The following is a 24,196-nucleotide window of genomic DNA, read 5'->3' as shown; positions in this document are numbered from 1 at the left end:
GCCCCCTTGTGCCCTCCCTCTCCCCCACTTGGTCAAGGAGTTGCCCATGCCCTCCCCCACCAGGCGCGCCCTGCTCACCGGCGCCACCGCCCTCGCCACCGCCGCCGCCCTTCCGGCCCGGGTCGCGGCGGCCGCACCAGCCCGCGTGCGTCTGACCCGCGAGGAACACCGCGTCGTCGTCATCGGATCGGGATTCGGCGGCGGCGTCGCCGCACTGCGGCTCGCCCAGGCCGGCGTCCCGGTGACCGTCCTCGAACGCGGGCGGCGCTGGCCGACCGGCCCGAACGCGGAGACCTTCCCGCACGTCTCCGGCCTCGACAAGCGGGTGCTCTGGTACGGCACCCTGCCCGAAGCCGTCAGGCCGCTCGCACGCCTGATCGGCACCCCGCTCGGCTTCGCGCCCTACACCGGCCTCCTGGAGCCGGTCCTCGGGGAGAACATCCTGAGCGTGTGCGCGGCCGGGGTCGGCGGCGGTTCGCTCGTCTACCAGGGCATGACCCTCCAGCCCTCGGAGGCCGTCTTCAACACCTGGCTGCCCGAAGGCCTCGACTACCGGCGCATGGACCGCGTCCACTATCCGCGCGTCGCGCGCATGCTCAAGGCGGCCACCGCTCCCGACCAACTGATCGACTCGCCCAACTACTTCGCGTCGCGAGTCTTCGGAGAGCGGGTCCGCAAGGCCGGATACGGCCTGGAGAAGATCCCCATGCCGATCGACTGGGACTACGCCCTGGCCGAACTGCGCGGCGACATGAAGCCCTCGTACACGAACGGAGACTGCGCGCTCGGCGTCAACAACGGCGGCAAGCACTCCGTGGACGTGACCTATCTGAAGCAGGCCGAGGCGACCGGCAAGGTCACCGTCGCCACCCACCACAACGTCACCTCCGTGGCCCGCGCCGCCGACGGCCGCTGGGAGGTGCATGTCGACCGCACCGACGACTCCGGCACCGTGCTGGAACAGAAGGTGCTCACCACCCGCGCCCTGATCATGGCGGCCGGCAGCGTCAACACCAGCAAACTCCTGGTCCGCGCCGGCGCGACCGGAGCCGTCCCCGACCTGCCCGACGGGCTCGGCGAGGGCTGGGGCACCAACGGCGACCGCATCTACGCGTGGACCAGCCTCCAGGAGGACTTCGGCGGCGAGCAGGGCGGTCCCGTCGTCTACGGCAGCAAGGACTGGACCGACCCGGCCACCGCGAACACGGTCATCCAGGCCTCCCTCCCGCCCCTGGGCCTCGACACCCGCACGACCATGCTGGTGGGCTTCGGCGTCAGCCCCGACCGCGGCCGCCTGCGCTACAACGCGGCCAGCGACTCCGTGTCCCTGCACTGGCCCGCGGGCGGCGACGACACCAGCTACCGCGCCATCCATCAGCGGGTCACGAAGATCTCCCGGGGCCTCGGCACCCTCATCGACACCAACTCCCTGGTCAACAGCACCTGGCACCCACTGGGCGGCGCCCCGATGGGCACCGTGTGCGACCTGGAGGGACGCGTCCAGGGGCAGCGCGGCCTCTACGTCCTCGACGGCGCGCTCATCCCCGGCACCACCGGCGCCTGCAACCCCTCGATGACCATCGCCGCGGTGGCCGAGCGCGCCATGGACAGCATCGCCGCCAAGGACGTCGGCACGGTCATCTGACCACCCCGGCACACTGCCTCTCCGGCCAACTCGACACCACCCCCGTGGAGTTCGCCGCGTCCCGATTGACCTGCACGATCCGCGTCCGACACCCCGGACGCCGTAGCATGTCCCGGTTGCCCGGCTCCATCCGGGCAACTTCGGGCAGTTCGGGGGCAGTTGCGTCGCTCCGGCCGGGGCTGCCGTCTTCTCGACGTTGGGACCCGATGGACGCCACTCGCGCACACGACGAGCTCAGCCTGCTCGAAGCGGAGCTGACCGAACGGCTCGACGCTCCGGCGCACTTCTTCGCGAAGGACGCCGCCGCACCGCGCACCCTGGTCGACATCCTCGACGCGACCGTCCGAAAGCACCCCGACGAGCTCGCCCTCGACGACGGCCTGCGCCGACTGACGTACCGCGCGCTGGACGTTGAGGTCGGCCGGCTGCGCAGCCGTCTGGCCGGGGCCGGGGTGGGGCGCGGCGACCGGGTCGGCGTGCGGGTGCCGTCGGGGACGAACGACCTGTACGTGGCGATTCTCGCCGTGCTCGCGGCGGGCGCCGCGTACGTACCCGTGGATGCCGAGGATCCGGACGAGCGGGCCGAACTCGTCTTCGGTGAGGCGGGGGTGCGGACCGTGATCGGGGCGGGGCACGCCTTCACCGTCGCGGAGTCCTCCCCCGTTCCCGCCGGGCGGCCCGGGCCCGGGGACGACGCGTGGATCATCTTCACGTCCGGTTCGACCGGGCGGCCCAAGGGCGTCGCCGTCCGTAACCGCAGCGCCGCGGCGTTCGTGGACGCGGAGGCCGCGCTCTTCCTCGCCGAGGATCCGATCGGGCCCGGCGACCGGGTCATGGCGGGCCTGTCCGTCGCGTTCGACGCGTCCTGCGAGGAGATGTGGCTGGCGTGGCGGCACGGCGCCTGCCTGGTGCCGGTGCCGCGCGCCCAGGTGCGTGGCGGCGCCGACCTCGGGCCCTGGCTGGCCGAGCAGGAGATCACCGTCATCTCCACCGTGCCGACGCTGGCCGCGCTCTGGGAGCCGGAGGCCCTCAACGACGTCCGGCTGCTGATCTTCGGCGGCGAGGCGTGTCCGCCCGAGCTCGTCCAGCGCCTGGTCACCGAGGGCCGCGAGGTCTGGAACACGTACGGGCCCACCGAGGCCACCGTCGTCACCTGCGCCTCCCTGATGACCGGCGCCGAGCCGATCCGCATCGGACTGCCGCTGGACGGCTGGGAACTCGCCGTCGTCGACGAGGCCGACCGGCCCGTCCCGATGGGCGCCAGCGGACAACTCGTCATCGGTGGCGTGGGGTTGGCCCGCTATCTCGACCCGGTCAAGGACGCCGAGAAGTATCCGCCGCTGCCCGCCCTCGGCTGGGAGCGCGCCTACCGCAGCGGCGACCTGGTCAAGGCCGACCCCGAGGGCCTGGTCTTCCTTGGGCGCGGCGACGAGCAGATCAAGCTCGGCGGGCGGCGCATCGAGCTCGGCGAGGTCGACTCCGCGCTGCAGGCGCTGCCCGGCGTCGCGGGTGCGGCCTGCGCCGTCCGCACCGCGCGCGGCGGCAACCAGCTGCTCGTCGGCTACATCGTCACCCAGGAGGGCTGGCAGCACGCGGCCGCCGTGGACAAGCTGCGCTCCGAACTGCCCGCCGCGCTCGTGCCGTTGCTCGCTCCCGTCGCCGAACTGCCCACGCGCACCTCCGGCAAGGTCGACCGCGACGCGCTGCCGTGGCCGCTGCCCGACGTGGCGACCGACGCCCCGGCCGAGCAGCTCTACGGCACCGAGGCCTGGCTCGCCGAGCAGTGGAGCGAGACCCTCGGCGTCCCCGTCACCGACGCGCACGACAACTTCTTCACCATCGGAGGCGGCAGCCTCGCCGCCGCCCAGCTGACCACCCGACTGCGCACCCGCTACCCGGACGCGGCCGTCATCGACCTCTACGAGCGTCCAGTCCTCCGTAAGCTGGCCCGCCGCCTGGAGAAGTCGGCGCAGGACGACGGCGCGGAGCGGACGATCGCCCCGGTCCCGAACCGCGCCAAACTCGTCCAACTGCTGCTCCTGATACCGCTGTTCACCCTCAACGGCCTGCGCTGGACGATCGCGCTCGCCGCGCTGGCCGACGTCCTGCACCGGTTCGGCGGCTACGCGTGGGCCCCATCCGCCTCCTGGTGGCTGCTCGCGCCCGCGGCGCTGGTCCTGTTCAGTCCGCCGGGCCGGCTCGCCGTGGCGGTGGGCGGCGCCCGGCTGCTGCTGCGCGGCGTCGGCCCGGGGACGTATCCGAGAGGCGGTGGCGTCCATCTGCGGCTGTGGACCGCCGAGCGGCTCGCCGAGCACAGCGGCGCGACCTCGCTGACCGGTTCCTGGCTGCAGCGTTACGCCCGCGCGCTCGGCGCCAGGGTCGGCCCCGACGTCGACCTGCACTCGCTGCCGCCGGTCACCGGCCTGCTCAAGCTCGGCCGCGGCTGCGCCGTCGAGAGCGAGGTCGACCTGTCGGGGCACTGGCTCGACGGCGACCGCCTGGAGATCGGCGCCGTGAAGGTCGGCGCGGGCGCCGTGGTCGGCACGCGGAGCGTCCTCTTCCCGGGGGCCCGGGTGGGCAAGCGCGCCGAGATCGCACCGGGCTCCGCCGTCCAGGGACACGTACCGACCGGCCAGCGCTGGGCGGGCTCCCCGGCGGTCAAGCTCGGCAAGGCCAAGCGGGAGTGGCCCGCGCAGCGGCCGCCGCGCACGGTGGGCTGGCGCGCGATGTACGGCGCCGCGGGCCTCGCCCTCACTCTCCTCCCGCTCCTGTCCGCCCTCCCGGCCCTGCTCGTCGCGCGCGCCTTCGTGCCCGCGGGCGCCGGGCTCGGCGATGCGCTGCGCGACGGGCTCCTCGCCGCCGCCCCCGCAGCCCTCGCCTACGGACTCACGTACGCCGTGCTGATCCTGGCCGGTGTGCGGCTCGCCGGGCTCGGCCTGACCTCCGGAACGTTCCCGGTGCACAGCCGGGCGGGCTGGCAGTCCTGGACCGTGACCCAGCTGATGGACCTGTCCCGGCAGACGTTGTTCCCCCTGTACGCGGGGCTCGTCACGCCGGTGTGGATGCGGCTGCTCGGCATGCGCGTCGGCCGGGACGCCGAGGTGTCCACGGTGCTCGCGCTGCCCGGCCTCACCACGGTCGGCGACGGCGCGTTCCTCGCCGACGACACGCTGACCGCGCCGTACGAACTCGGGGGCGGCTGGGTGCGGATCGGGCGCGCCCGGATCGGCCGCCGGGCGTTCCTCGGCAACTCGGGCATGACGGCGCCCGGCCGCTCGGTGCCGGACGACGGCCTGGTCGGCGTCCTGTCGGCCACCCCGAAGAAGGCCAAGCAGGGCAGTTCGTACCTGGGTCTGCCGCCGGTCCGGCTGCCCCGCCCGGCCACCGGCGTCGATCCGGCCCGCACCTACACACCGCCGGTCCGGCTGCGCTGGGCGCGCGCCCTGGTCGAACTGGGCCGCCTCGTCCCGGTGTTCTGCTCGGCCGCCCTGATCGTCCTGGTCCTCGGCGCGCTGGCCGCCATCGCGGCGAGGCACGGCCTGTGGGCGGCCGCGCTCGTCAGCGGCCCTGTTCTGCTGGCCGCGGGTGTCCTCGCGTGCGCGGTGTCGATCGTGGCCAAGTGGCTGCTGGTCGGCCGCCATCGCGCGAGCGAGCACCCGCTGTGGTGCGGTTTCGTGTGGCGGGACGAACTGGCCGACACCTTCGTGGAGATGCTCGCGGTGCCGTGGCTCGCCGGGTCGGTGCCCGGCACCCCGGTCCTCACCGCCTGGCTGCGCGGCCTCGGCGCGCACATCGGGGCGGGCGTGTGGTGCGAGAGTTACTGGCTGCCGGAGACCGACCTGGTCACCCTGGAGGCCGGGGCGACCGTGAACCGGGGCTGTGTCCTGCAGACGCACCTCTTCCACGACCGGATCTTGCGGACGGATACTGTGACCCTTCGCGAGGGCGCCACGCTGGGTCCGGGCGGAATCGTGCTGCCGGGCAGCGAGGTCGGTGCCCGCAGCACGCTGGGGCCCGCGTCCCTGGTGATGGCCGGCGAGTCGGTGCCGCCGGGCAGCCGGTGGCTCGGCAACCCGATAGAGGCCTGGCGCCCGTGAATTGGCGGGCCCTGAAGGCACGTTGGCCATGTCGTACGGGTACGAAGACGAGTACGGGCACAGGGACAGGGAGCGGACGAGGCGTGAACGGGCAGCACTACGGTCAGCACCACGGCGGCCGGCACCACGGGCACCACGGGCCTGACTCCTACTTCCCGTCCAATGGGGACCCCCGCTACCGGGTGCACCGCTACGAACTCGACCTGGACTACCGGCCCGAGCCCAACCGGCTGGCCGGCACGGCCCGGCTCAGCGCCATTGCGGGCCGCGCCGAACTGGATGAATTCCAGCTGAACTTCGCCGACTTCCGTATCGGCCGGATCCGGGTCGACGGCCGCCCCGCGCACTACACGCTGCGCGGCGGCCGACTGCGGATCCGGCCGGCGAAGCCGCTGGCCGCGAGCGCCGCGTTCACCGTCGAGGTGCACTACTCCGGCAACCCGAAGCCGGTGAAGAGCGCCTGGGGCGGCCTGGGTTGGGAGGAGCTGACCGACGGCGCGCTCGTCGCCAGCCAGCCGGTCGGCGCCCCCTCCTGGTACCCGTGCAACGACCGCCCCGCCGACAAGGCCGCGTACCAGATCTCGCTCACCACCCCCTCCGCGTACCAGGTGGTGATCGGCGGCCGCCTCCTCACGCGTACGACCAGGGCCTCGACCACGACCTGGCTGTACGAACAGGCCGCCCCCACCTCCAGCTATCTCGTCGGCCTGGCCATCGGCAGATTCCAGACGGCGCTGCTCGGCGATCCGGGCCTCGACGGGGTCCCGCAGACCGGCCACTTCCCGGCCCATCTGCTCACCGCCTTCTCCCGCGACTTCGCGCGCCAGCCGCAGATGATGGCCCTGTTCCAGGAGCTGTTCGGCCCCTACCCGTTCGGCGAGTACGCGGTCGTGGTGGCCGACGAGGAGCTCGACGTGCCCGTGGAGGCGCAGGGCCTGTCGCTGTTCGGCACCAACCACGTGGACGGCGCCCGGAGTTCGGAGCGGCTCATCGCCCACGAGCTGGCCCACCAGTGGTTCGGCAACAGCGTCACCGTCGCCGACTGGCAGCACATCTGGCTCCACGAGGGTCTCGCCAAGTACGCGGAGTGGCTCTGGTGCGAACGCTCGGGCGGCCGCGGCGCCCAGGACCTCGCCGCCGCGGCCCACGGCCTGCTCGCCGAGCTCCCCGAGAACCTGTCCCTGGCCGACCCCGGCCGTAAGCACATGTTCGACGACCGCCTCTACGAGCGCGGCGCCCTGGCGATCCACGCCCTGCGATGCTCACTCGGCGACCAGGCGTTCTTCCAGGCGCTGCGCGCGTGGACGGACCTGCACCGGCACGGCGTCGTCACGACCGAGATGTTCGCGGCGCACATGGAGCGGTTCGCGCGCCGGCCCGTGGACGAGGTGTTCCGTGCGTGGGTCCACGAGACGGCGCTGCCGGAGGTTCCGGTGCTGGTGAGTTCGTCGTAGTCGTAGTCGTAGTCGTAGTCGTAGGAGACTGTCGTAGGAGCCTAGGGCGTCAACTCCCGCTCCGCCGCGGCCGCGTGCTCGACGACGGTGGCGCGCTGCCCCTTCGTGAAGAGCCCGGCGGCGGCCCATGCGTCCGCGGTCCGCTCCACCCGGCGGACGAAGTCGCGGTGCTCGGCGAACGGTGCGCCGTCCCACACCACGTCGAGGAAGGTCAGGCCGTCGTCGCCGGGTGAGGTGACACCCTCGACCGGCACGTCGTAGTCCGGGAGGTTGTCGTCGCGCTTACGGTTGGGCACTCCGGTGGCGATGGAGCCGAAGACCACCTCGGGCTCCACGCGCTTGAAGTAGGCGGACTGGGGCTGCCGGTCGCCGACGTAGTGCGGGCGCAGTGTGAGGTCGCCGACGGCGAGGGTCTGGCCGCGGCGCGGGGTGATCGCCGACCGGGCGTAGTTCCCGTCGCGCTTCAGGTGCCGGTAGAGCGTCAGCTCCTGGAATTCGCCCTTGGCCACCTCGCCGAGTACCGGCATCAACAGCGGTCCCCAGAAGACCGATTGGACCTCCGGGCGGTCGATGGCGCGCTCGATGCGGACGGTGAACGGCATCGAGACCTCGACGGTGTCGCCGGGGCGCCAGTCACGGTCGATCGTGAGGTAGCTGCCCGGCTTCGGGCGCGGGCCGGTGCGGCGGCGCCCGTTGACCGAGACCGTAAAGCCGTCCTTGGTGTCGGCCACCCAGCCGGGGACGCGCAGCTTGAGGGCCAGCCGGCCGAGGCCGTCGATCTTCAGGGTGCTGCGCTGTTCGCGCGGGAAGCCGGTCGTCTGGGTGACCGTGAAGTCCCGGTCCCGCCAGCGCAGGGTGGAGGGGACGTACAGGTTGACCCACAGGGTCTTGTCGTCGGCCGAACGGAAGTACACCGTCTCCTGGTACTTGGTGCCGCCTTCGAGGCCGCTGCCGCCGCAGCAGGTTCCGGTGTTGTCGTACTCACGGGCGGCGCCCGGGGTCAGCGGCTGGAAGTAGGCGAGCTGCGGATCGTCCGTCCGGTCCGTGTCGGCGCGCTGCCCCAGCACCATGTTGACCAGGCCGCGCTCGTAGTAGTCCATGTAGGCCGGGTCGGGGTCGAAGCTGAAGAGATTGCGCGCCAGCTTGAGCAGGTTGTACGTGGTGCAGGACTCGGCGCCGTCTCCGGCGATGGCGTGGGCGATGTTGTCGCGATTCTGGAACGCCTCGGGGTTGGTGTTGCTGCCGGGGACAGTCCCGCTGGTGCCACCGTGCGCGAACATCCGGTGCGGGACGACCATGCCGAAGAAGTTCTCCGCCGCACGCCGGTAGTCGTCGTCCCGGTTCTGCTCGAAGACCCGTAGATAGCCGATGAAGTTGGGGACGTGCGTGTTGGCGTGCAGGTGGTTCGGGCGTCTGCGGCCAGGGCGGTTCTCGTCGGTGGTGACGAGGATGTCGCGGTTCTCGACGCAGGCCTCGAAGAGGGACTCGCGGCTGTCGAAGAGCCGGGCGGTCTCCAAATGGCGCCCGTCGCCGGTGAGTGCGTGGATCTCGGCGAGGACCTCGTTGGCGCCGCCGTACTCCCCCGCGATGTAGGTGTCCCACAGGTAGTTCAGGTCGTCGCGGGTGACGGGCCCCTTGTAGTCGGGGTGTTCGATGTCGCCGAGTGTCAGGGCCAGGTGGGCCCAGTCCGCCATGGTCCGGACGATCTCGAAGGCCTGCTCGTTGCCGGTGAGGGTGTACGCGTCGAGGAGGCCGCGCATGATCTTGTGCTGGGTGTACCAGGAAGCCCAGGTGTTGGTGTCCGGGTCGCTGCCGTACACGGCGAACCTGGGCGGGCCCGCGCGCAGCACGGTGTCCTCGGGCAGTGCGCCCAGGTAGCCCGGATGCACCGTCTTGCCCTTCAGGGCGTCCTGGCAGGCGCCCAGTTCGGACACCATCCGGTCGAGCTTGTCCTTGTAGACCTGTTCACCCTGGTCGACATGGGACTGCGCGAGGGCCGTGAGGTAGTGGCCTGCCCAGTGGCCGCTGAGCAGGCCGCCGTCCTCCCAGCCGCCGGGCACCTCGACGCCGGGCGGGTTGGGCCGGCCCGCGACCTTGTTGAACAGCACGAGGAAGCGCCGCTCGTCGTAGGCGCGGATGAACGCCTTCACCCTGTCGCGTTTCTCCTGGAACAGGCCCTTGCCCAGGGCCACTTCGTTCAGCCGGAAGGGCCGGACGGGCGCCGTGCTGCCCGCGCCGACGTACGGCGGGAGACCCTGCGCGAGCGCGTGGGACGCGAGCGCGCGGGCCGCGCCGGTGCCGGGCTCTGGCGCCGTGGCGGCCGCCGGCCAGGAGCCGGCCGCCACGGCGGCGGTACCGAGGGCCGAAGCGGCCATGAAGTCACGTCGTCGTATGGACCGGCCACCGAACGTCGTCATGCCCCTCCCCTTTCACGGGAGTTACGGCTTCGTTCGGGATACCGAACAGCCTCTGACTTGTCGAACAGTCCTGAACGGGGCCCAAGATCTCACGCAGGGTGGACCGCCCGTCAACACCTCTGCACGCCGGGCGGGGCCGCCATGCAGCGGTTTCCGGCCCTGGCCGACTATCGCCGTCGCGGCGGTTCCTCCGTGAATGACCTTTATCCGAGGCGGTTTCACTCTCTCCACCTCAAACAATCTTGGAACGGAGAGGCGCTGGCCAGGTCCGCTGTTTGCCTCAACCCCGGCCCTGTATACGAACTTTGGAGGCATGAGACCGCGCAGTCTTGGACAGCGATGCGCTCAGACCGTGCGGCTCCCGAGTGCTGGAGTTCTGTGCCGTCTTGGGCTGCCGCGCCAGGGCAAGATTCCTCCTAGCTGAAGGGTTCCCCATCATCGTGCAACCGGCCCAAGAGTTCGGCGACAACCCTGTCGAAGTACGCGAAACCGGGCACTACACGGAGGAGTACGTCCCCAGCTTCGTCGAGAAATGGGACTCCCTCATAGATTGGGAGAAGAGGGCGGACAGCGAAGGAAATTTCTTCATCGACCTGCTGCGGAAGTGGGGGGTGAAGAGCGTGCTCGATGTGGCGACGGGCACGGGATTCCACTCCGTGGCGCTCCTGTCCGCGGGATTCGAGACCGTCAGCGCGGACGGCAGCGCGGAGATGCTGGCGCGGGCCTTCGAGAACGGCCAGAAGCGGGGAGACCACATCCTGCGGGTCGTTCAGGCGGACTGGCGATGGCTCAACCGTGACGTCCACGGGGAGTACGACGCCATCGTCTGTCTCGGCAACTCCTTCACGCATCTCTTCTCGGAACGCGACCGGCGCAAGGCGCTGGCCGAGTTCTACGCGATGCTCAAGCACGACGGAATTCTCATCCTGGATCAGCGCAATTACGACGCGATGCTGGACGACGGGTACACGAGCAAGCACCGCTACTACTACTGCGGTGAAGACGTCATCGTGGAGCCGGAGTACGTCGACGAGGGACTGTGCCGCATGCGGTACAGCTTCCCGGACAGCTCGATGTACTACCTCAACATGTTTCCGCTCCGGAAGGACTACACGCGGAAGCTGATGTCGGACGTCGGTTTCCAGCGCATCGAGACCTACGGCGACTTCCAGCACACCTACCGTCGTGAGCAGCCGGACTTCTTCATCCATGTCGCGGAGAAGGAGTACAGGACCGAGGGAGAGGAGCAGTACAAGGGCGCGGTCGGCACCGCCCGCAGCTACTACAACTCGCCCGACGCCGACACCTTCTACTCCACGGTGTGGGGCGGCGAGGACATCCACATCGGCCTGTACGAGAGCGCCGACGAGCCCATCGCGGACGCCAGCCGGCGGACCGTCGAACAGATGGCGTCGAAGCTCGGGCTGACCCGGGACTCCGTCGTACTCGATCTCGGTTCCGGCTTCGGCGGTTCGGCCCGGTACCTCGCGGAGACGTACGGCTGCCGGGTCCTGGCCCTCAACCTCAGCGAGGTGGAGAACCAGCGCCACAAGCAGCTGAACTCGGCCCGCGGGCTCACCGACAGGATCGAGGTCGTGGACGGGTCCTTCGAGGACATCCCGTACCCGGCCGACCAGGTCGATGTCGTCTGGTCCCAGGACGCCTTCCTGCACAGCGGGAACCGGGAGCAGGTCCTCAAGGAGATCGCCCGGGTGCTGCGGCCCGGCGGCCAACTCATCTTCACCGACCCGATGGCGGCGACGGAGGGCGGCCGCGCCGACGTGCTGCAGCCGATTCTCGACCGGATCCACCTGGACGACATGGGCTCGCCCGGCTTCTACACGCGCGAACTGAAGCGGCTCGGGTTCACCGCCGTCGACGGCGGTTTCGAGGAGCACCGCGAGCAGTTGGTGAACCATTACACGCGGGTCCTCGAGGAGACCGAGCGTCTGGAGGCCGAGGGGCTGGCCAGAAGGATCAGCCACGACTACCTCTCCCAGATGAAGACGGGACTCGGCCACTGGGTCAACGGTGGCCGCGACACCCATCTCACGTGGGGCATCTTCCACTTCAGGCTCGGTGGCGATGACTGAGCGGTGCGGCTGAGCTGTACGGCTGAGCGGTAGTGCTGAGCGAGACACCTGAACGAGACACCTGAACGAGACACCTGAGCACGTCCGCTGAGCGACGTTCCACCGGCCGGCCCCGAGGTACCTACGGGACCGGCCGGTCGGGCTGCCACCTGCCCTTACTCGATACGCCTGTGACAGAACGAAGACACCCCGAAGCACTGCCTGTAACTCGGTGCGGGATACAAATACTTCAGACCGCACACACCGAGCCACCCACGGGGGAACCCCATGAAGTACACCCGCATCTCCGCTTTCGCCGCCATCGGCGTCGCCGCCACCCTCTCGCTCACCGCCTGCGGCGGCGGTGACTCCGACGCCTCCGCCAAGGACTCCTCGGCCACTTCTTCGTCCTCGTCCTCCGACAGCGGCTCGAAGTCGGAGGCCGGCGACGCGAAGGCGGGCTCCGGCAGCGACACCGAGGTCAAGGCCGGCGCCGCGAACAGCGGGACGCAGTCCGGCACCAAGGCCACCTTCTGCAAGACGGAGGACCTGGCCATCAACGCCGTGGACGCCGCGCCCGACGAGACCTCGGGCCGGATCGACATCTCCATGGTCAACCGGGGTTCGACCACCTGCTCGGCGACGGGCTTCGCGGGCGTCGACATCAAGGACAAGGACAACACCTCGAACCCCATCGAGCGCGGCCACGCCGAACCGCGTGTCACCACCCTGAAGCCGGGCGACTCCGCGATCTTCAACCTCTCCTACGACATCGACAGCTCCGGTGAGAGCCTCTCGTCCCCGACCAACATCGTGGTGACGCCCCCGAACGAGACCCACTCCGTGACCCTGGACTGGCCCGCGGGCGCGGGAGACATCAAGGGCGCCTACACCGACGTCCAGGTCTACCCGACGCACACCGCCAAGTAGGACCGTCGGCGCGTCCGTGCATCTCCTCGACCCGTGCGGCCATCCTTCAGGCATGACCAAGTTGTTCCTGACGGTCGGCCTGCCCGGGGCCGGCAAGACCACGCGGGCCCGGCAACTGGCCGAGGAGCACGGGGCCCTTCGACTGACGCCGGACGAGTGGATGATTCCGCTGTTCGGCGAGCCGGACGCTGACGGAAAGCGGGACGTGCTGGAGGGGCGCCTGCTGTGGCTGGCCCTGGAGGCACTGCGGGTTGGCACCGATGTCGTGCTGGATTTCGGCTGCTGGTCCCGTGACGAGCGATCCGCGATCCGCTCGCTGGTGACATCCGAGGGCGCGTCCTGCCACCTGGTGTACGTGCCGGTGGACCACGACACCCAGCGCGCCCGCATCGCCCATCGCCAGGCGACCACCCCGGACCAGACCTTCCCCATGAGCGAGGCGGAACTCCTGCGCTGGAGGTCGCTGTTCGAAGAGCCCGACGCGGCGGAGCTCGAGGGCCGGCGGATCGACGGCCCGCCGCCCGGGTGGGCGGGGTGGCGGGAGTGGGCCGTGCACCGGTGGCTGTCGCTCGGCTGACTCCCCCGCCGTTCGGCGCGTGTCGGATCGGCGAGGCCCGGACGGGTCCAATTCGGCCACAGACCGGAGCCGCTGAAATATGATCACGCCATGCCCGACATGACAGAGACAACGCCCGGGTGGCTGGCCTCCGACGAGCTGGAGCTGGTCCGTGCCCGCATGCCGATCCTCTACGTCGAAGCCGTGCCGGTGCGCGTCGCGGACAGCGGCGAGGTGACCAGCGTAGGACTGCTGCTCCGCATCGGCCCCGACGGCAACGTGAGCCGCACGCTGGTCTCCGGCCGCGTGCTGCATCACGAACGGGTCCGCGACGCCCTCCTGCGCCACCTCGAAAAGGATCTCGGCCCGGTGGCGCTGCCCCGGGTGCCGGCCTCCCTGCAACCGTTCACCGTCGCCGAGTACTTCCCGACGCAAGGCGTCACGCCGTACCACGACCCGCGCCAGCACGCGGTCTCGCTGGCCTACATCGTTCCAGTGGCCGGGGACTGCCAGCCCCGGCAGGACGCGCTCGACCTGGTCTGGTTCAGCCCCGAGGACGCGGTCTCGTCGGCCATGCAGGACGAGATGCCCGGCGGCCACGGCGCCCTCCTCAAACAGGCCCTCGCCCACGCGGGCCTCGGCCTCTGAACCCGCCCGCGACCGGCGCCCGGCACCGCCTTGTTCCGAAACGCCGGGCCTGGTAGCACCATTGGCTGACTGACGTGCGCCAACGAGCCTGCGCCCATGAGCACGCGCCACGAGGGAGAAGTCATGTCACGAGCGTCCACCGCTCAGGCCTGGATCGCGGAGCATCTGCCCAAGCTGACAGCCGTGCACAAGGTGCCCGGCGCCCAGGTCGCCGTGCTCGTGGACGGCGAGGTGGTGGACGCGGCCGCCGGTGTCGTGAACAGGGCCACCGGGGTGCCCGTCACCCCGGACGCGGTCTTCCAGATCGGGTCGATCACCAAGGTCTGGACGGCGACCCTGATCCAGCAGCTGGCGAACGAGGGTCGGCTCGACCTGGACCGCCCGGTGCGGCAGTACCTGCCGGAGTTCGCCCTGGCCGACGAGCACGCAGCCGCCAGCGTCACCGTCCGCCAACTGCTCTGCCACACCTCGGGAGTCGAAGGCGACCGGTTCACCGACACGGGCGCGAACGACGACGCGATCGAGCGCTATCTGCCCACCCTGGCCGACGCCGAGCAGCTGTACCCGCCGGGCGAACAGTTCTCGTACTGCAACAGCGGCTACGTCGTCCTCGGCCGCCTCGTCGAGGTGCTGCGCGAGCAGACCTTCAACGCGGCGCTGCGCGAGCACCTGATCGCGCCCCTCGGCCTCGCCCACGTGGCGACCCATGTCGGCGAGGCCATCCTGGAACTGCCCGCCATCGGCCACCTCGGCCCCGACTCGCAGCCCGCGCCGGTCTACGGGCTGCCGCCCTCCACCGCCCCGGCCGGCGCCGCACTTGCGATGCCGGCGCGCAGCCTGCTCGGGTTCGTCCAACTCCACCTGGATGAGCGCGCGTTCGATGTGATGCGCGAGACGCAGGTGACAGCGCCACCCCTGGGGGCGCTGGGCGACCGCTGGGGGCTCGGCTGGATGCTGTACGACCAGCCCGAGCGTTCCATGATCGGCCACGACGGCGGCACGATCGGACAGTACGCGTTCTTGCGGGTCGTGCCGGAGGCGGGCGTCGCCGTCGCCGTGCTCACCAACGGCGGCGACGCGGCGGCGCTCTTCCAGGACCTCGGCGGTCACCTGCTCGGCGAACTCGCCGACGCACGGCTGCCCGCCCTGCCCCGGGTCCCCGAGCAGCCGGCACCGGTCGACGCGCACCGCGCCACCGGCACGTACCGCTCCACGTTGCTCGATTTCGACCTCACCGTCCACGACGACGGCACCACGTCACTGACCACCACGCCGCGCACCAGCGAGGCCAGGGTGTTGCTCGGCAAGGACAGCATCACCCAGCAGTTGGTCGGCCTCGGCCCCGACCGACTGATCACCGTCGAGGAACGCGCGGGGCGACACGAGGTTTTCGTCCTGATCGGCAAGGACGCGGACGGGCGGGCGCAGTACCTCCACAACAGCCGGGCGGCGGCGCGCTTCACGGGTTGACCTCGCACCGAGCGGCGCCGGTCCGTCAGCCCGTGACCATGCCCGCGACCAAATTGATGGCGGTGGCCAGAAGGCTGGTGCCGAAGAGGTACGAAAGGAGCGAGTGCCGCAGCACGACCGACCGGATCACCGAACTGGAGACGTCGGTGTCGGATACCTGGTACGTCATTCCGAGGTTGTAACTGAAATAGAAGAAGTCCCGGTACGCCGGAGGGTCCTCGGAGTTGAAGTCGATTCCGCCCGCGGAGCCCTGGTAGTACAGATAGGCATAGCGCGCGGCGTACATCAGGTGCAGGGCCGCCCACGCCATGAACACACCGCCCAGGGCGACCGCGGCCCCCGCGTGCCGGGCTCCGGAGCCGTCGAGGAGCAGCAGCACCACGATGGCTCCAAGCCCGCACAGTGCCGTGCCGACCACCGCGAACTCCTCGGTGACGGGGGCGAAGTCCTCACGCCGTGCCTCGCGGCGCGTGGCGGTGGCGTCCATCGGCCACATCACCAGCCAGCCCGTCACCACGAAGACCAGCTCCGCGGCGGCGATGCCCGCGAGGATGCCCATCGGCACACTGACCGGAAGGCCGACGGCCACCGCGGCCACAAGGCCGACCCCCACGGAGACGGCCAGGCGGGGAACCGCGGACGTCGGCAACCAGGCGCTCATGGCTCGTCACACTAGACGGGTCCGTGCCACATCGCCCCCGATGGTTGTCGCGACACGGCCGCGCCGACTTGACGATCGCGAGGCGCCACGGCTACTTCTGGCCCCCACCTCCGGCGCAACAGGGGAAGCACTCATGGCTGGGCACATCGCGGACACAGACGGCCGAGTGCCGGACCCTCTGCTCGGTGAGCTGGTCGCGTGGGCGGAGCAGCAACTGCCCCGGCTGATCGACGACGTGTGCGCGGCCACCCGCGACCGCATCGACCTCTACCGCGACGAAAGCATCGTCCCGGGCGCGGAGTTGCGCGCCTCTGTAGCGGTCAACCTGCAGTTCATCCTCGACGGTCTCGCGGAGCGCAGGACTGACGCAGGAATCGGTACCGGACCCAGGACCGCGCCCGACCTGTCTGCGCCCGCCGAGACGGGGCGGCGCCGCGCGCACCAGCGGGCGCCGCTGCCCGAGGTGCTGCGCTGCTACCGCATCGCCTGCGCGATGCTCTGGGACCTGTTCGTCGAGCACGCCCGGCGCGTCGCCCGCCCGGACTTCCTGGACGCGCTGCTCGCCGCGTCGAGCACCCTGTGGCGGCTCTCCGACGAGCACGCGCTCGCCCTCACGGAGGCCTACCGATCGGCGACCGCGGAGCTGCTGGTCGCACAGCAGCGGCGGCGTTCGGCCCTCATGGAGGCGCTGTTCACCGGCCGGCTGGTGCCCGAGTCCGGTTCGTGGGAGGTCGGCAGGCTGCTGGGGCTGCCCCTCGACACGAAGCTGACGGTGGCGGCCGCGGAGACCGCCGGTCTCGCCGAGGAGAGCCTGGTCGGCGTGGAACGCATGCTGGGCGGGCTCGGCATCGTGTCGGCCTGGCATCTCACGCCTGCTCTCCAGGCCGGAGTGATCGCGCTGCGCGACGAGCAGCGCGACGAAGTCCTGGGCGTGCTGCGCGCGGCCGCCGCGTCCCGTACCGGTGTGAGCCCCGCGTACGAGTCGCTCGCCGACACACCGCGCGCGCTTCACCTCGCCCGGGCGGCGCTCGCCGACATCCCTGTCGGGAAGGCCGGGGTACGGGAGTTCAGCACCAGCCCCCTCTCCGCGCTGATCGCCTACGACCCGGACGAGGGGCGGCGACTGGCCAAGGAGGTGCTCGGTCCTGTGCTCGCCCTGCCCCAGGAGGACCGCGTCGCGCTGCTGCAGACGCTGCGGGCCTACGTCGATCAGGCCGGGTCGGCCGAGAGCGCGGCGCGCGTGCTGCACTGCCACCCGAACACCGTCCGGTACCGGCTGAACCGCGTCCGCGAACTCACCGGCCGCTCGCTCAGTGATCCGCGCTCGCTGGCGGAGCTGGTGACCGCGACGGACGCCGTCCGAATGGACACCGACGGCTAGCACGCTGCTGAGTCACTCCAGGCGCCGCAGGATCCCGTGCGCGCGCTGTTCGGCGGCGGCGAGTTCGGTGGGATCGAGCTCGGCGGGCCACAGTTCGCCTGCCGCGGCGTCGTCGGCGTCACGGAGTTCGACGACGGCCTCGGCCAGCCGCGACCGCAACTCAGGCAGCGTGGAAGTGCCCGGGTTCGCCAGGGCCCGCTCGGCGAGTTCGGCCGCGGCGCCGCATGCCGTCAGCGCGCGCCGCACCCGCTCCGCCGCACGACCGTGGATGAGGACGAGCGCGCACAGCAGGGCCACGACGATGCCCACAGCGCTGCCCAACACCCGGTCCTGAACCAGGTCTTCGGCCGATACGGGGTTCGCGAGGTCGCTCATCAGCAGGGCCAGGGGCGTCAGGAACACGACCCCGATGCCGTAGTTGTGCGCGACCCCGTACTCCAGCAGGAACTCCAGGAGCACGATGACGAGGACGAGCGTCAGGGGCCCGGGGTGCAGCGCCAGCACGGCGACGGCGAGCGCCAGTCCGGCGGCGGTGCCCAGGGTGCGCTGGACAGCGCGCTGGGCGGCGGTGCGCACGTTGATCGAGTGGAGCACGGCGGCCGCGGAGATCGCCGCCCAGTAGCCGTGGCCCAGGCCGAGCAGCAGGGCGATGCCTCCGGCGAGGCCGGTGCCGAGCGTCATGCGCAGGGCGGGCACGAGCAGGACGGCGCGGCGGGAGGCGCGGCCTGCCGCGTCGGCGCGGCGCCCGATGGTCAGGACGGCGGCTCGCTGTTCCAGGGCGAGTGGCCCGTCCACGCGGGCCGGGGCGGCGGGTTGAGTGCCCCGGGTGTCGCGCGCACCGGTCCCGGTTCCGATCCCCGCGAGCGCCTCCACGCCTGGGAGCAGCTCCGGTTCCCCTCGGCGACGCCCCAGGAGGATGACCACCTGGCCGCGCAGGTGTCCGGCCGGCCCCGCCGGCAGGTCCGGCGGGCGGCTCGCGGAGCGGATCAGCACGGACCACGAGATGGCTGCCAGGCGGACGCAGGGCCCGCCCTCGCTCCCGCGTTCGGCGGCGGTCGCGGGTGCCAGGCCGAGGGCCCGGTGCGCCTCGAGCACGGCGGCGGTCGCCCGGTGGCGCGCGAGCCGGTCCGTCCCGCCGTCGTCGATGGTGGCATCGAGCAGCCCGGCGAGCTCACGCAGCGCCACGGCCACGGCCAGCCGTTGGGGCCGGTCGGGATGTGCGTACCGGCCGGCCATCGCCAGCACCCAGGCCACGGCCGCGCCCAGTGCCGCCAGTGCTGTGCGCACCTGAACGTCGGACGGTGTCGGGGCTCCGTAGGCGGACACCGCGAACGAGAACAGCAGCAGTACCGCGCCGAGCCCTCTCAACCGGGCCGCGTCGCAGCCGGCCTTCGCGACCCCGGCCACGACCGCCATGGCGGCGACCACCACGGCGGCGCCCGCTCCCCCGTCCTGCGGGCGGGCCCAGACGCCGAGCGCCGCTCCGGCACCGACGGAGGCCGTCATGGAGAGCGCGACAAGGGCGAGCACCCGGGCCCGGCGGGCGTAAGGGAAGTTGCGTCCGAACGTCGTGGTGAATGCGCCCATCATCGCGTAGACGGACGCTTCGGCCTGCCCGGCGAGCGCCATCGGGACGGCGACCAGAGCCATGGCAAGGGCGGCACGGAACCCGAACGAAAGGGTTCCGTCCTCGCTGTGCAACGCGAGGGCGCCACGCGGCGAGAGCGCCCGCCGTACCCGCTCGGCCACACGCGGCAGGTGTCTCACTCAACTGTCCAAACGACCCGGGAATCTTTTTCTCACCGTCCGGGAAATTACCGAACAAGTCAAACAAAGAATCTATTTGAATTGCACCGGCTTGAACCATCACGGTTGAATCGATAGCCGTCTTGTGCGGCCCGACAAAGGTTTTTGTGGCGATTACCAGAATTTCCGAAGGGCGCCTGGTCATGGCGTTCCTTCTGCGAAGATCAGCTTGCGGGGGATCAAGGGCAGGGGTTGGCTTGGAGAAACCCATTGCGCACTTGGAGTCACCATGTCGATGTCGCCGTTCGGGTTCGGTCCCTCGGACCCCTTCAGTGAGATGTTCAATCGGTTCTTCGGTACGTCCCCCGCGAGCTCGCCGCCGGCGGTGCAGCGCGTGCCCATCGGCCGGCTGCTCACCGAGTCGTCCCAGGAGCTGCTCAACCTGGCCGCGCAGAAGGCCCATGACGACGGCACCTCCGATCTGGACACCGAACATCTGCTGTGGGCGACGACGAAGGTGGAGCCGTCCCGCCGGGTCCTTGAGCAGGCCGGCGTCGACCCCGACCGGCTCGCGGAGGAGATCGCCAAGATCCTTCCGCAGGTGGCCGGACAGCCGTCCGCGGAGCCGGGGCTCACTCCGGCGGCCAAGCGCTCGCTGGCCGCCGCCCACGCCCAGTCCCAGGCCTCGGGCGTCTCCTACATCGGTCCTGAGCACATCCTCGGCGCCCTGATCGCCGACCCCGGGACGGGAGCGGCGCGGCTGCTGAGCGCGAGCGGCCTCGATCCGCAGCGGCTGGCGAACGCCACGGAGCAGGCGGCCCGGCCGGAAGGCAGCGGCGGCGGCAGCAGTGGGTCGACAGGAGCATCCACGACGCTCGACGAGTTCGGGCGCGATCTCACGGAGGAGGCCAAGGCCGGGAAGCTCGATCCGGTCGTGGGCCGCGCCGAGGAGATCGAGCAGACCGTGGAGATCCTCTCCCGGCGCTCCAAGAACAACCCCGTGCTGATCGGCGAGCCCGGCGTCGGCAAGACCGCCATCGTCGAGGGGCTCGCGCAGCGCATCGTCGCGGGCGAGGTCCCCGACACCCTCAAGGACAAGCGGGTCGTCTCCCTCGACCTGTCCGCCATGGTGGCGGGGGCGCAGTACCGCGGCCAGTTCGAGGAACGCCTGAAGAAGGTCATCGAGGACGTCCAGAACGCGGGCGGCGACATCATCCTGTTCATCGACGAGCTGCACACCGTCGTCGGCGCGGGCGCCACCGGCGAGGGTTCCATGGACGCCGGCAACATGCTCAAACCGGCCCTGGCGCGCGGCGAGTTGCACGTCGTCGGCGCCACCACCATCGACGAGTACCGAAAGCACATCGAGAAGGACGCGGCGCTGGAGCGCCGCTTCCAGCCCGTACTCATCCCGGAGCCGACGGTCGAGGAGACCGTGCAGATCCTGGAGGGGCTGCGGGACGCGTACGAGGCGCATCACCAAGTCCGTTTCGCCGACGGCGCGTTGACCGCGGCGGCGGAGCTGTCGGACCGCTACATCAGCGACCGGTTCCTGCCCGACAAGGCCATCGACCTGATGGACCAGGCGGGCGCCCGGGTGCGGCTGCGCAACGCGAGCCGTTCCACCGAGGTCGTCGAGCGCGAGGACCGGATCGCCAAGCTGACCCGTGAGAAGGACCAGGCCGTCGCCTCCGAGGACTTCGAGAAGGCCTCCGAGCTGAAGAAGCAGATCGCCGAGGCGGAGGGCGAGGTCGCCGGGATCGAGGAGCGCCGTGAGGGCGTGGTCTCGGTGACGGCCGGCGACATCGCCGACATCGTCTCGCGCCGCACCGGCATCCCGGTCGCCCAGCTGACGGCCGGCGAGAAGGAGCGGCTGCTGCGGCTCGAGGAGGAGATGCACGCCCGCATCGTCGGGCAGGACGAGGCGGTCACCTCGGTCTCCGAGGCGGTGCGCCGCAACCGGGCGGGCATGGGCGACCCGAACCGGCCCGTCGGCTCGTTCCTCTTCCTCGGCCCGACCGGCGTCGGCAAGACCGAACTCGCCAAGACCCTGGCCGAGTTGCTGTTCGGCGACGAGAGCCGCATGGTCCGCTTCGACATGAGCGAGTTCCAGGAGAAGCACACCGTCGCCCGGCTCGTCGGCGCCCCTCCCGGTTACGTCGGCTACGACGAGGCGGGGCAGCTCACCGAGAAGGTCCGCCGCCAGCCCTACAGCGTGGTCCTGTTCGACGAGGTCGAGAAGGCGCACCCCGACATCTTCAACACGCTGCTGCAGATCCTCGACGACGGCCGGCTCACCGACTCCCAGGGCCGCACCGTCGACTTCCGGCACTGCGTGGTCATCATGACGTCCAACATCGGCGCCCACCGCATCCTCGCCCACCAGGGCGACGCCGCCGAGCTCAAGGACGAGCTGATGGAGGAGCTGCGGGGCCGCTTCCTGCCGGAGTTCCTCAACCGCATCGACGACATCATCGTCTTCCACAGCCTCACCGAGGACGACCTCGGCCGGATCGTCGACCATCTGCTGGACCAGAGCGAGCGCCGGGTGCACGCGCAGGGGCTGAAACTGGAGGTCACCGAGGCGGCCAAGAAGCTGCTGATCGCGCACGGGCACCAGCCGGAGTTCGGCGCCCGCCCGCTGCGCCGCACCATCCAGACCGAGCTCGACAACCGCATCGCGTCCCTGCTGCTCGGCGGCGAGGCCGACCCGGGCGACACGATCGTCGCCGACGTGCAGAACGACACCCTGCACTGCACGATTCGCAGGAACTCCACCGACAAGGAATGAGTCCAGTGAACGCCTCCCAGGACGGTCAGGACACACCGGAGCCGCGCGTCGGCCCTGCGCCCGACGAGAAGCCGGACTTCCACCCGTACCACCACCCGGCGGCGGGCTGGGGCGCCGCCAAGAGCGTCACCCGGTTCATGGTGCGCGAGCGCGAACTGCTCGACGGGCCCCGGGCCATCCTGAAGATGAACCACGAGAACGGCGGCTTCGACTGTCCCGGCTGCGCCTGGCCGGACGACCTCAAGGGCCTGCACCTGGACATCTGCGAGAACGGGATCAAGCACGTCACCTGGGAAATGACGCGCAAGCGGGTCGGGCGCGAGTTCTTCGCCGAGCATTCGGTGAGCGAGCTGTCCGGGTGGAGCGACTTCGCGCTCGAGGACCAGGGCCGGCTGACCGAGCCGATGAGTTACGACCCGGAGACCGACCACTACGTCCCGATCAGCTGGAAGGACGCGTTCGAGCTGGTGGGCCGGACGGTGCGGGAGCTGGACAACCCGAACCAGGCCTCGTTCTACACGTCGGGGCGGCTCGGCAACGAGGCCACGTTCCTCTACCAGTTGTGGGCGCGCGAACTGGGCACGAACAACCTGCCCGACTGCTCCAACATGTGCCACGAGGCCAGCGGCCGCGCCCTGCAGGCGTCCCTGGGCACTGGCAAGGGGACCTGCGACCTCGCGGACTGGGAGAGGACGGACGCCCTGTTCATCATGGGCGTCAACGCGGCCTCCAACGCCCCGCGGATGCTGACCGCGCTGGCCGAGGCGTACGAGCGTGGCGCGCAGGTCGTGCACGTCAACCCGCTCGTCGAAGCGGCGGCGACCCGCACGATCATCCCGCACGACTTCAAGGACATGGCGCTCAACAAGGCGACGCGGACCAGCACCCTGAACCTCCAGGTGCGCATCGGCGGCGACATGGCGTTCCTGCGCGGCATCGCCAAGGCGGTCCTGGAACAGTCAGGATCCGATCCGAAGGCGCTCGACAGGGAGTTCATCGACCGCCACACCGAGGGCTTCGACGCGTACCGCGCGCTGTGCGAGGCGACTCCCTGGGACGAGATCGAGCGCCAGTCGGGGCTGGACCGCGACGCGATCCTCAAGGCGGCCCGCGTGTACCGCGACGCGGACCGCAGCATCATCAGCTGGTGCCTGGGCGTGACGCAGCACGAGCACGGCGTCGACACGGTCCGCGAGATCGTCAACGTCCTTCTGCTGCGCGGCAATCTGGGCCGCGAGGGTGCGGGCCCCTCCCCCGTACGCGGGCACAGCAACGTCCAGGGCAACCGGACCTGCGGCATCGACCACCGGCCGAGCGACGCGTTCCTGGCCCGTCTCGCGGAGGCCTGCGACATCGACGCGCCGCGTGCGCACGGGCTCGACACCGTCGGCACGATCGAGGCGATGCGGCGCGGCGACGTGAAGGTGTTCGTCGGCATGGGCGGCAACTTCGCGCTCGCGGCGCCCGACACCCCTTATACGTACGAGGCGTTGCGCACCTGTGAGCTGACGGTGCAGGTGAGTACGAAGCTCAACCGCAGCCATCTGGTGCACGGCCGCAGGGCGTTGATCCTGCCGTGCCTGGGCCGCACCGAGAAGGACGAGCAGCGCGGCGGCCTCCAGGCCACATCGGTCGAGGACTCGATGAGCATGGTGCACCTGTCCGTCGGCATGAAGCGCCCCGCGTCCAAGCACCTGCTGTCCGAGCCGGCGATCATCGCGGGCATGGCGCGCGCCTCGCTGCCCGACAGCGGTACGCCCTGGGAGTGGTACGTCGAGGACTACGACCGCGTCCGCGACACCATGGCGCAGGTCATCGACGGGTTCGAGGACTGCAACCGCCGGGTGCGCCTCCCGCTCGGCTTCCGCATCAAGCAGCCCGCAAGGGAGTTGGTCTTCCTCACCGACTCGGGCCGCGCCGAGTTCTCCGCCGCCCCACTGCCCGACGTCATCCCGGAACCCGGCACGCTCGCGCTGGGCACGATGCGCTCCCACGACCAGTGGAACACGACGATCTACTCGGACAACGACCGCTACCGGGGCATCAAGAACCTGCGCACGCTGGTCTTCCTGAACCAGGACGACATGCGCGAGCGCGGCATCGGCGAGTTCGACCCGGTCGACATCACGAGCACCGCCAGGGACGGCAGCCGGCGCAGCCTCGCGGGCTATCTGGCCGTCCCGTACGACATCCCGCGCGGCTGCGCGGCCGGGTACATGCCGGAGATGAACGTGCTGTGCGCGATCGGCGACCACAGCACGCAGAGCGACCAGCCCATCATGAAGCACGTCAAGGTGACGGTGACACTCTCGACATGACGGGCCGGCC

General features: G+C 70.8%; 14 protein-coding genes. 11 read left to right on the top strand and 3 right to left on the bottom strand.

Features of this window, described 5'->3' with window-relative positions; all coding sequences use genetic code 11:
• Positions 1-46 precede the first annotated feature (46 nt).
• The 3 genes from OHA73_RS40615 to OHA73_RS40605 all read left to right on the top strand — a co-directional run bounded on the left by OHA73_RS40615 (position 47) and on the right by OHA73_RS40605 (position 7,196).
• Complete coding sequence (locus OHA73_RS40615; protein WP_327657747.1) at positions 47-1,645, top strand: GMC family oxidoreductase N-terminal domain-containing protein; 1,599 nt, start codon at positions 47-49, stop codon at positions 1,643-1,645.
• A gap of 206 nt (positions 1,646-1,851) precedes the next feature.
• Positions 1,852-5,742: a Pls/PosA family non-ribosomal peptide synthetase gene (locus OHA73_RS40610; protein WP_327657746.1), complete on the top strand. Its 3,891-nt coding sequence runs from the start codon at positions 1,852-1,854 to the stop codon at positions 5,740-5,742.
• An 83-nt stretch (positions 5,743-5,825) separates the two neighbouring features.
• Positions 5,826-7,196 carry a M1 family metallopeptidase gene (locus OHA73_RS40605; protein ID WP_327657745.1) on the top strand — a complete coding sequence of 457 codons (1,371 nt, stop codon included), beginning with the start codon at positions 5,826-5,828 and terminating at the stop codon, positions 7,194-7,196.
• A gap of 41 nt (positions 7,197-7,237) precedes the next feature.
• On the opposite strand, the gene OHA73_RS40600 is transcribed toward OHA73_RS40605, so the two are convergent.
• Positions 7,238-9,613, bottom strand: a complete 2,376-nt coding sequence (locus tag OHA73_RS40600; RefSeq protein WP_327657744.1) for a glycoside hydrolase family 127 protein — start codon at positions 9,611-9,613, stop codon at positions 7,238-7,240.
• 440 nt (positions 9,614-10,053) lie between these two features.
• Here OHA73_RS40600 and OHA73_RS40595 point away from each other — a divergent pair, with 440 nt between their 5' ends.
• From OHA73_RS40595 to OHA73_RS40575, 5 genes are all read left to right on the top strand, one after another.
• A complete protein-coding gene (locus OHA73_RS40595; RefSeq protein WP_327657743.1) occupies positions 10,054-11,706 on the top strand; it encodes a glycine/sarcosine N-methyltransferase in 1,653 nt (550 codons plus the stop codon).
• 267 nt (positions 11,707-11,973) lie between these two features.
• Positions 11,974-12,615 (top strand): DUF4232 domain-containing protein, encoded by a 642-nt coding sequence (locus OHA73_RS40590; protein WP_266723812.1) that lies wholly within the window; start codon positions 11,974-11,976, stop codon positions 12,613-12,615.
• 52 nt (positions 12,616-12,667) lie between these two features.
• The gene (locus tag OHA73_RS40585; RefSeq protein WP_327657742.1) at positions 12,668-13,192 is read left to right on the top strand and encodes an AAA family ATPase; all 525 of its coding nucleotides are present in this window, start codon (positions 12,668-12,670) and stop codon (positions 13,190-13,192) included.
• A 99-nt stretch (positions 13,193-13,291) separates the two neighbouring features.
• Complete coding sequence (locus tag OHA73_RS40580; protein ID WP_266725714.1) at positions 13,292-13,819, top strand: NUDIX hydrolase family protein; 528 nt, start codon at positions 13,292-13,294, stop codon at positions 13,817-13,819.
• Between the two features lie 123 nt (positions 13,820-13,942).
• Positions 13,943-15,289 (top strand): serine hydrolase domain-containing protein, encoded by a 1,347-nt coding sequence (locus OHA73_RS40575; RefSeq protein WP_267067778.1) that lies wholly within the window; start codon positions 13,943-13,945, stop codon positions 15,287-15,289.
• Positions 15,290-15,314: 25 nt separating this feature from the next.
• On the opposite strand, the gene OHA73_RS40570 is transcribed toward OHA73_RS40575, so the two are convergent.
• The gene (locus tag OHA73_RS40570) at positions 15,315-15,950 is read right to left on the bottom strand and encodes a DUF1345 domain-containing protein (protein ID WP_327657741.1); all 636 of its coding nucleotides are present in this window, start codon (positions 15,948-15,950) and stop codon (positions 15,315-15,317) included.
• Positions 15,951-16,083: 133 nt separating this feature from the next.
• Here OHA73_RS40570 and OHA73_RS40565 point away from each other — a divergent pair, with 133 nt between their 5' ends.
• Complete coding sequence (locus tag OHA73_RS40565; protein WP_327657740.1) at positions 16,084-17,331, top strand: PucR family transcriptional regulator; 1,248 nt, start codon at positions 16,084-16,086, stop codon at positions 17,329-17,331.
• A gap of 12 nt (positions 17,332-17,343) precedes the next feature.
• Here OHA73_RS40565 and OHA73_RS40560 read toward each other — a convergent pair whose 3' ends face one another.
• A complete protein-coding gene (locus OHA73_RS40560; RefSeq protein WP_327658623.1) occupies positions 17,344-18,981 on the bottom strand; it encodes an FUSC family protein in 1,638 nt (545 codons plus the stop codon).
• A gap of 385 nt (positions 18,982-19,366) precedes the next feature.
• Here OHA73_RS40560 and OHA73_RS40555 point away from each other — a divergent pair, with 385 nt between their 5' ends.
• Positions 19,367-21,868, top strand: a complete 2,502-nt coding sequence (locus OHA73_RS40555; protein WP_266723804.1) for an ATP-dependent Clp protease ATP-binding subunit — start codon at positions 19,367-19,369, stop codon at positions 21,866-21,868.
• On the top strand, positions 21,865-24,186 hold the full coding sequence (locus OHA73_RS40550; RefSeq protein ID WP_327657739.1) for an FdhF/YdeP family oxidoreductase: 2,322 nt from the start codon (positions 21,865-21,867) through the stop codon (positions 24,184-24,186). Before OHA73_RS40555 ends, OHA73_RS40550 begins: the two co-directional genes overlap by 4 nt.
• Positions 24,187-24,196: the final 10 nt, after the last annotated feature.

Origin of the sequence: Streptomyces sp. NBC_00483, assembly GCF_036013745.1 — a bacterium.
Classification (GTDB): domain Bacteria; phylum Actinomycetota; class Actinomycetes; order Streptomycetales; family Streptomycetaceae; genus Streptomyces.
This window is presented reverse-complemented; position numbering and strand designations above follow the sequence as displayed.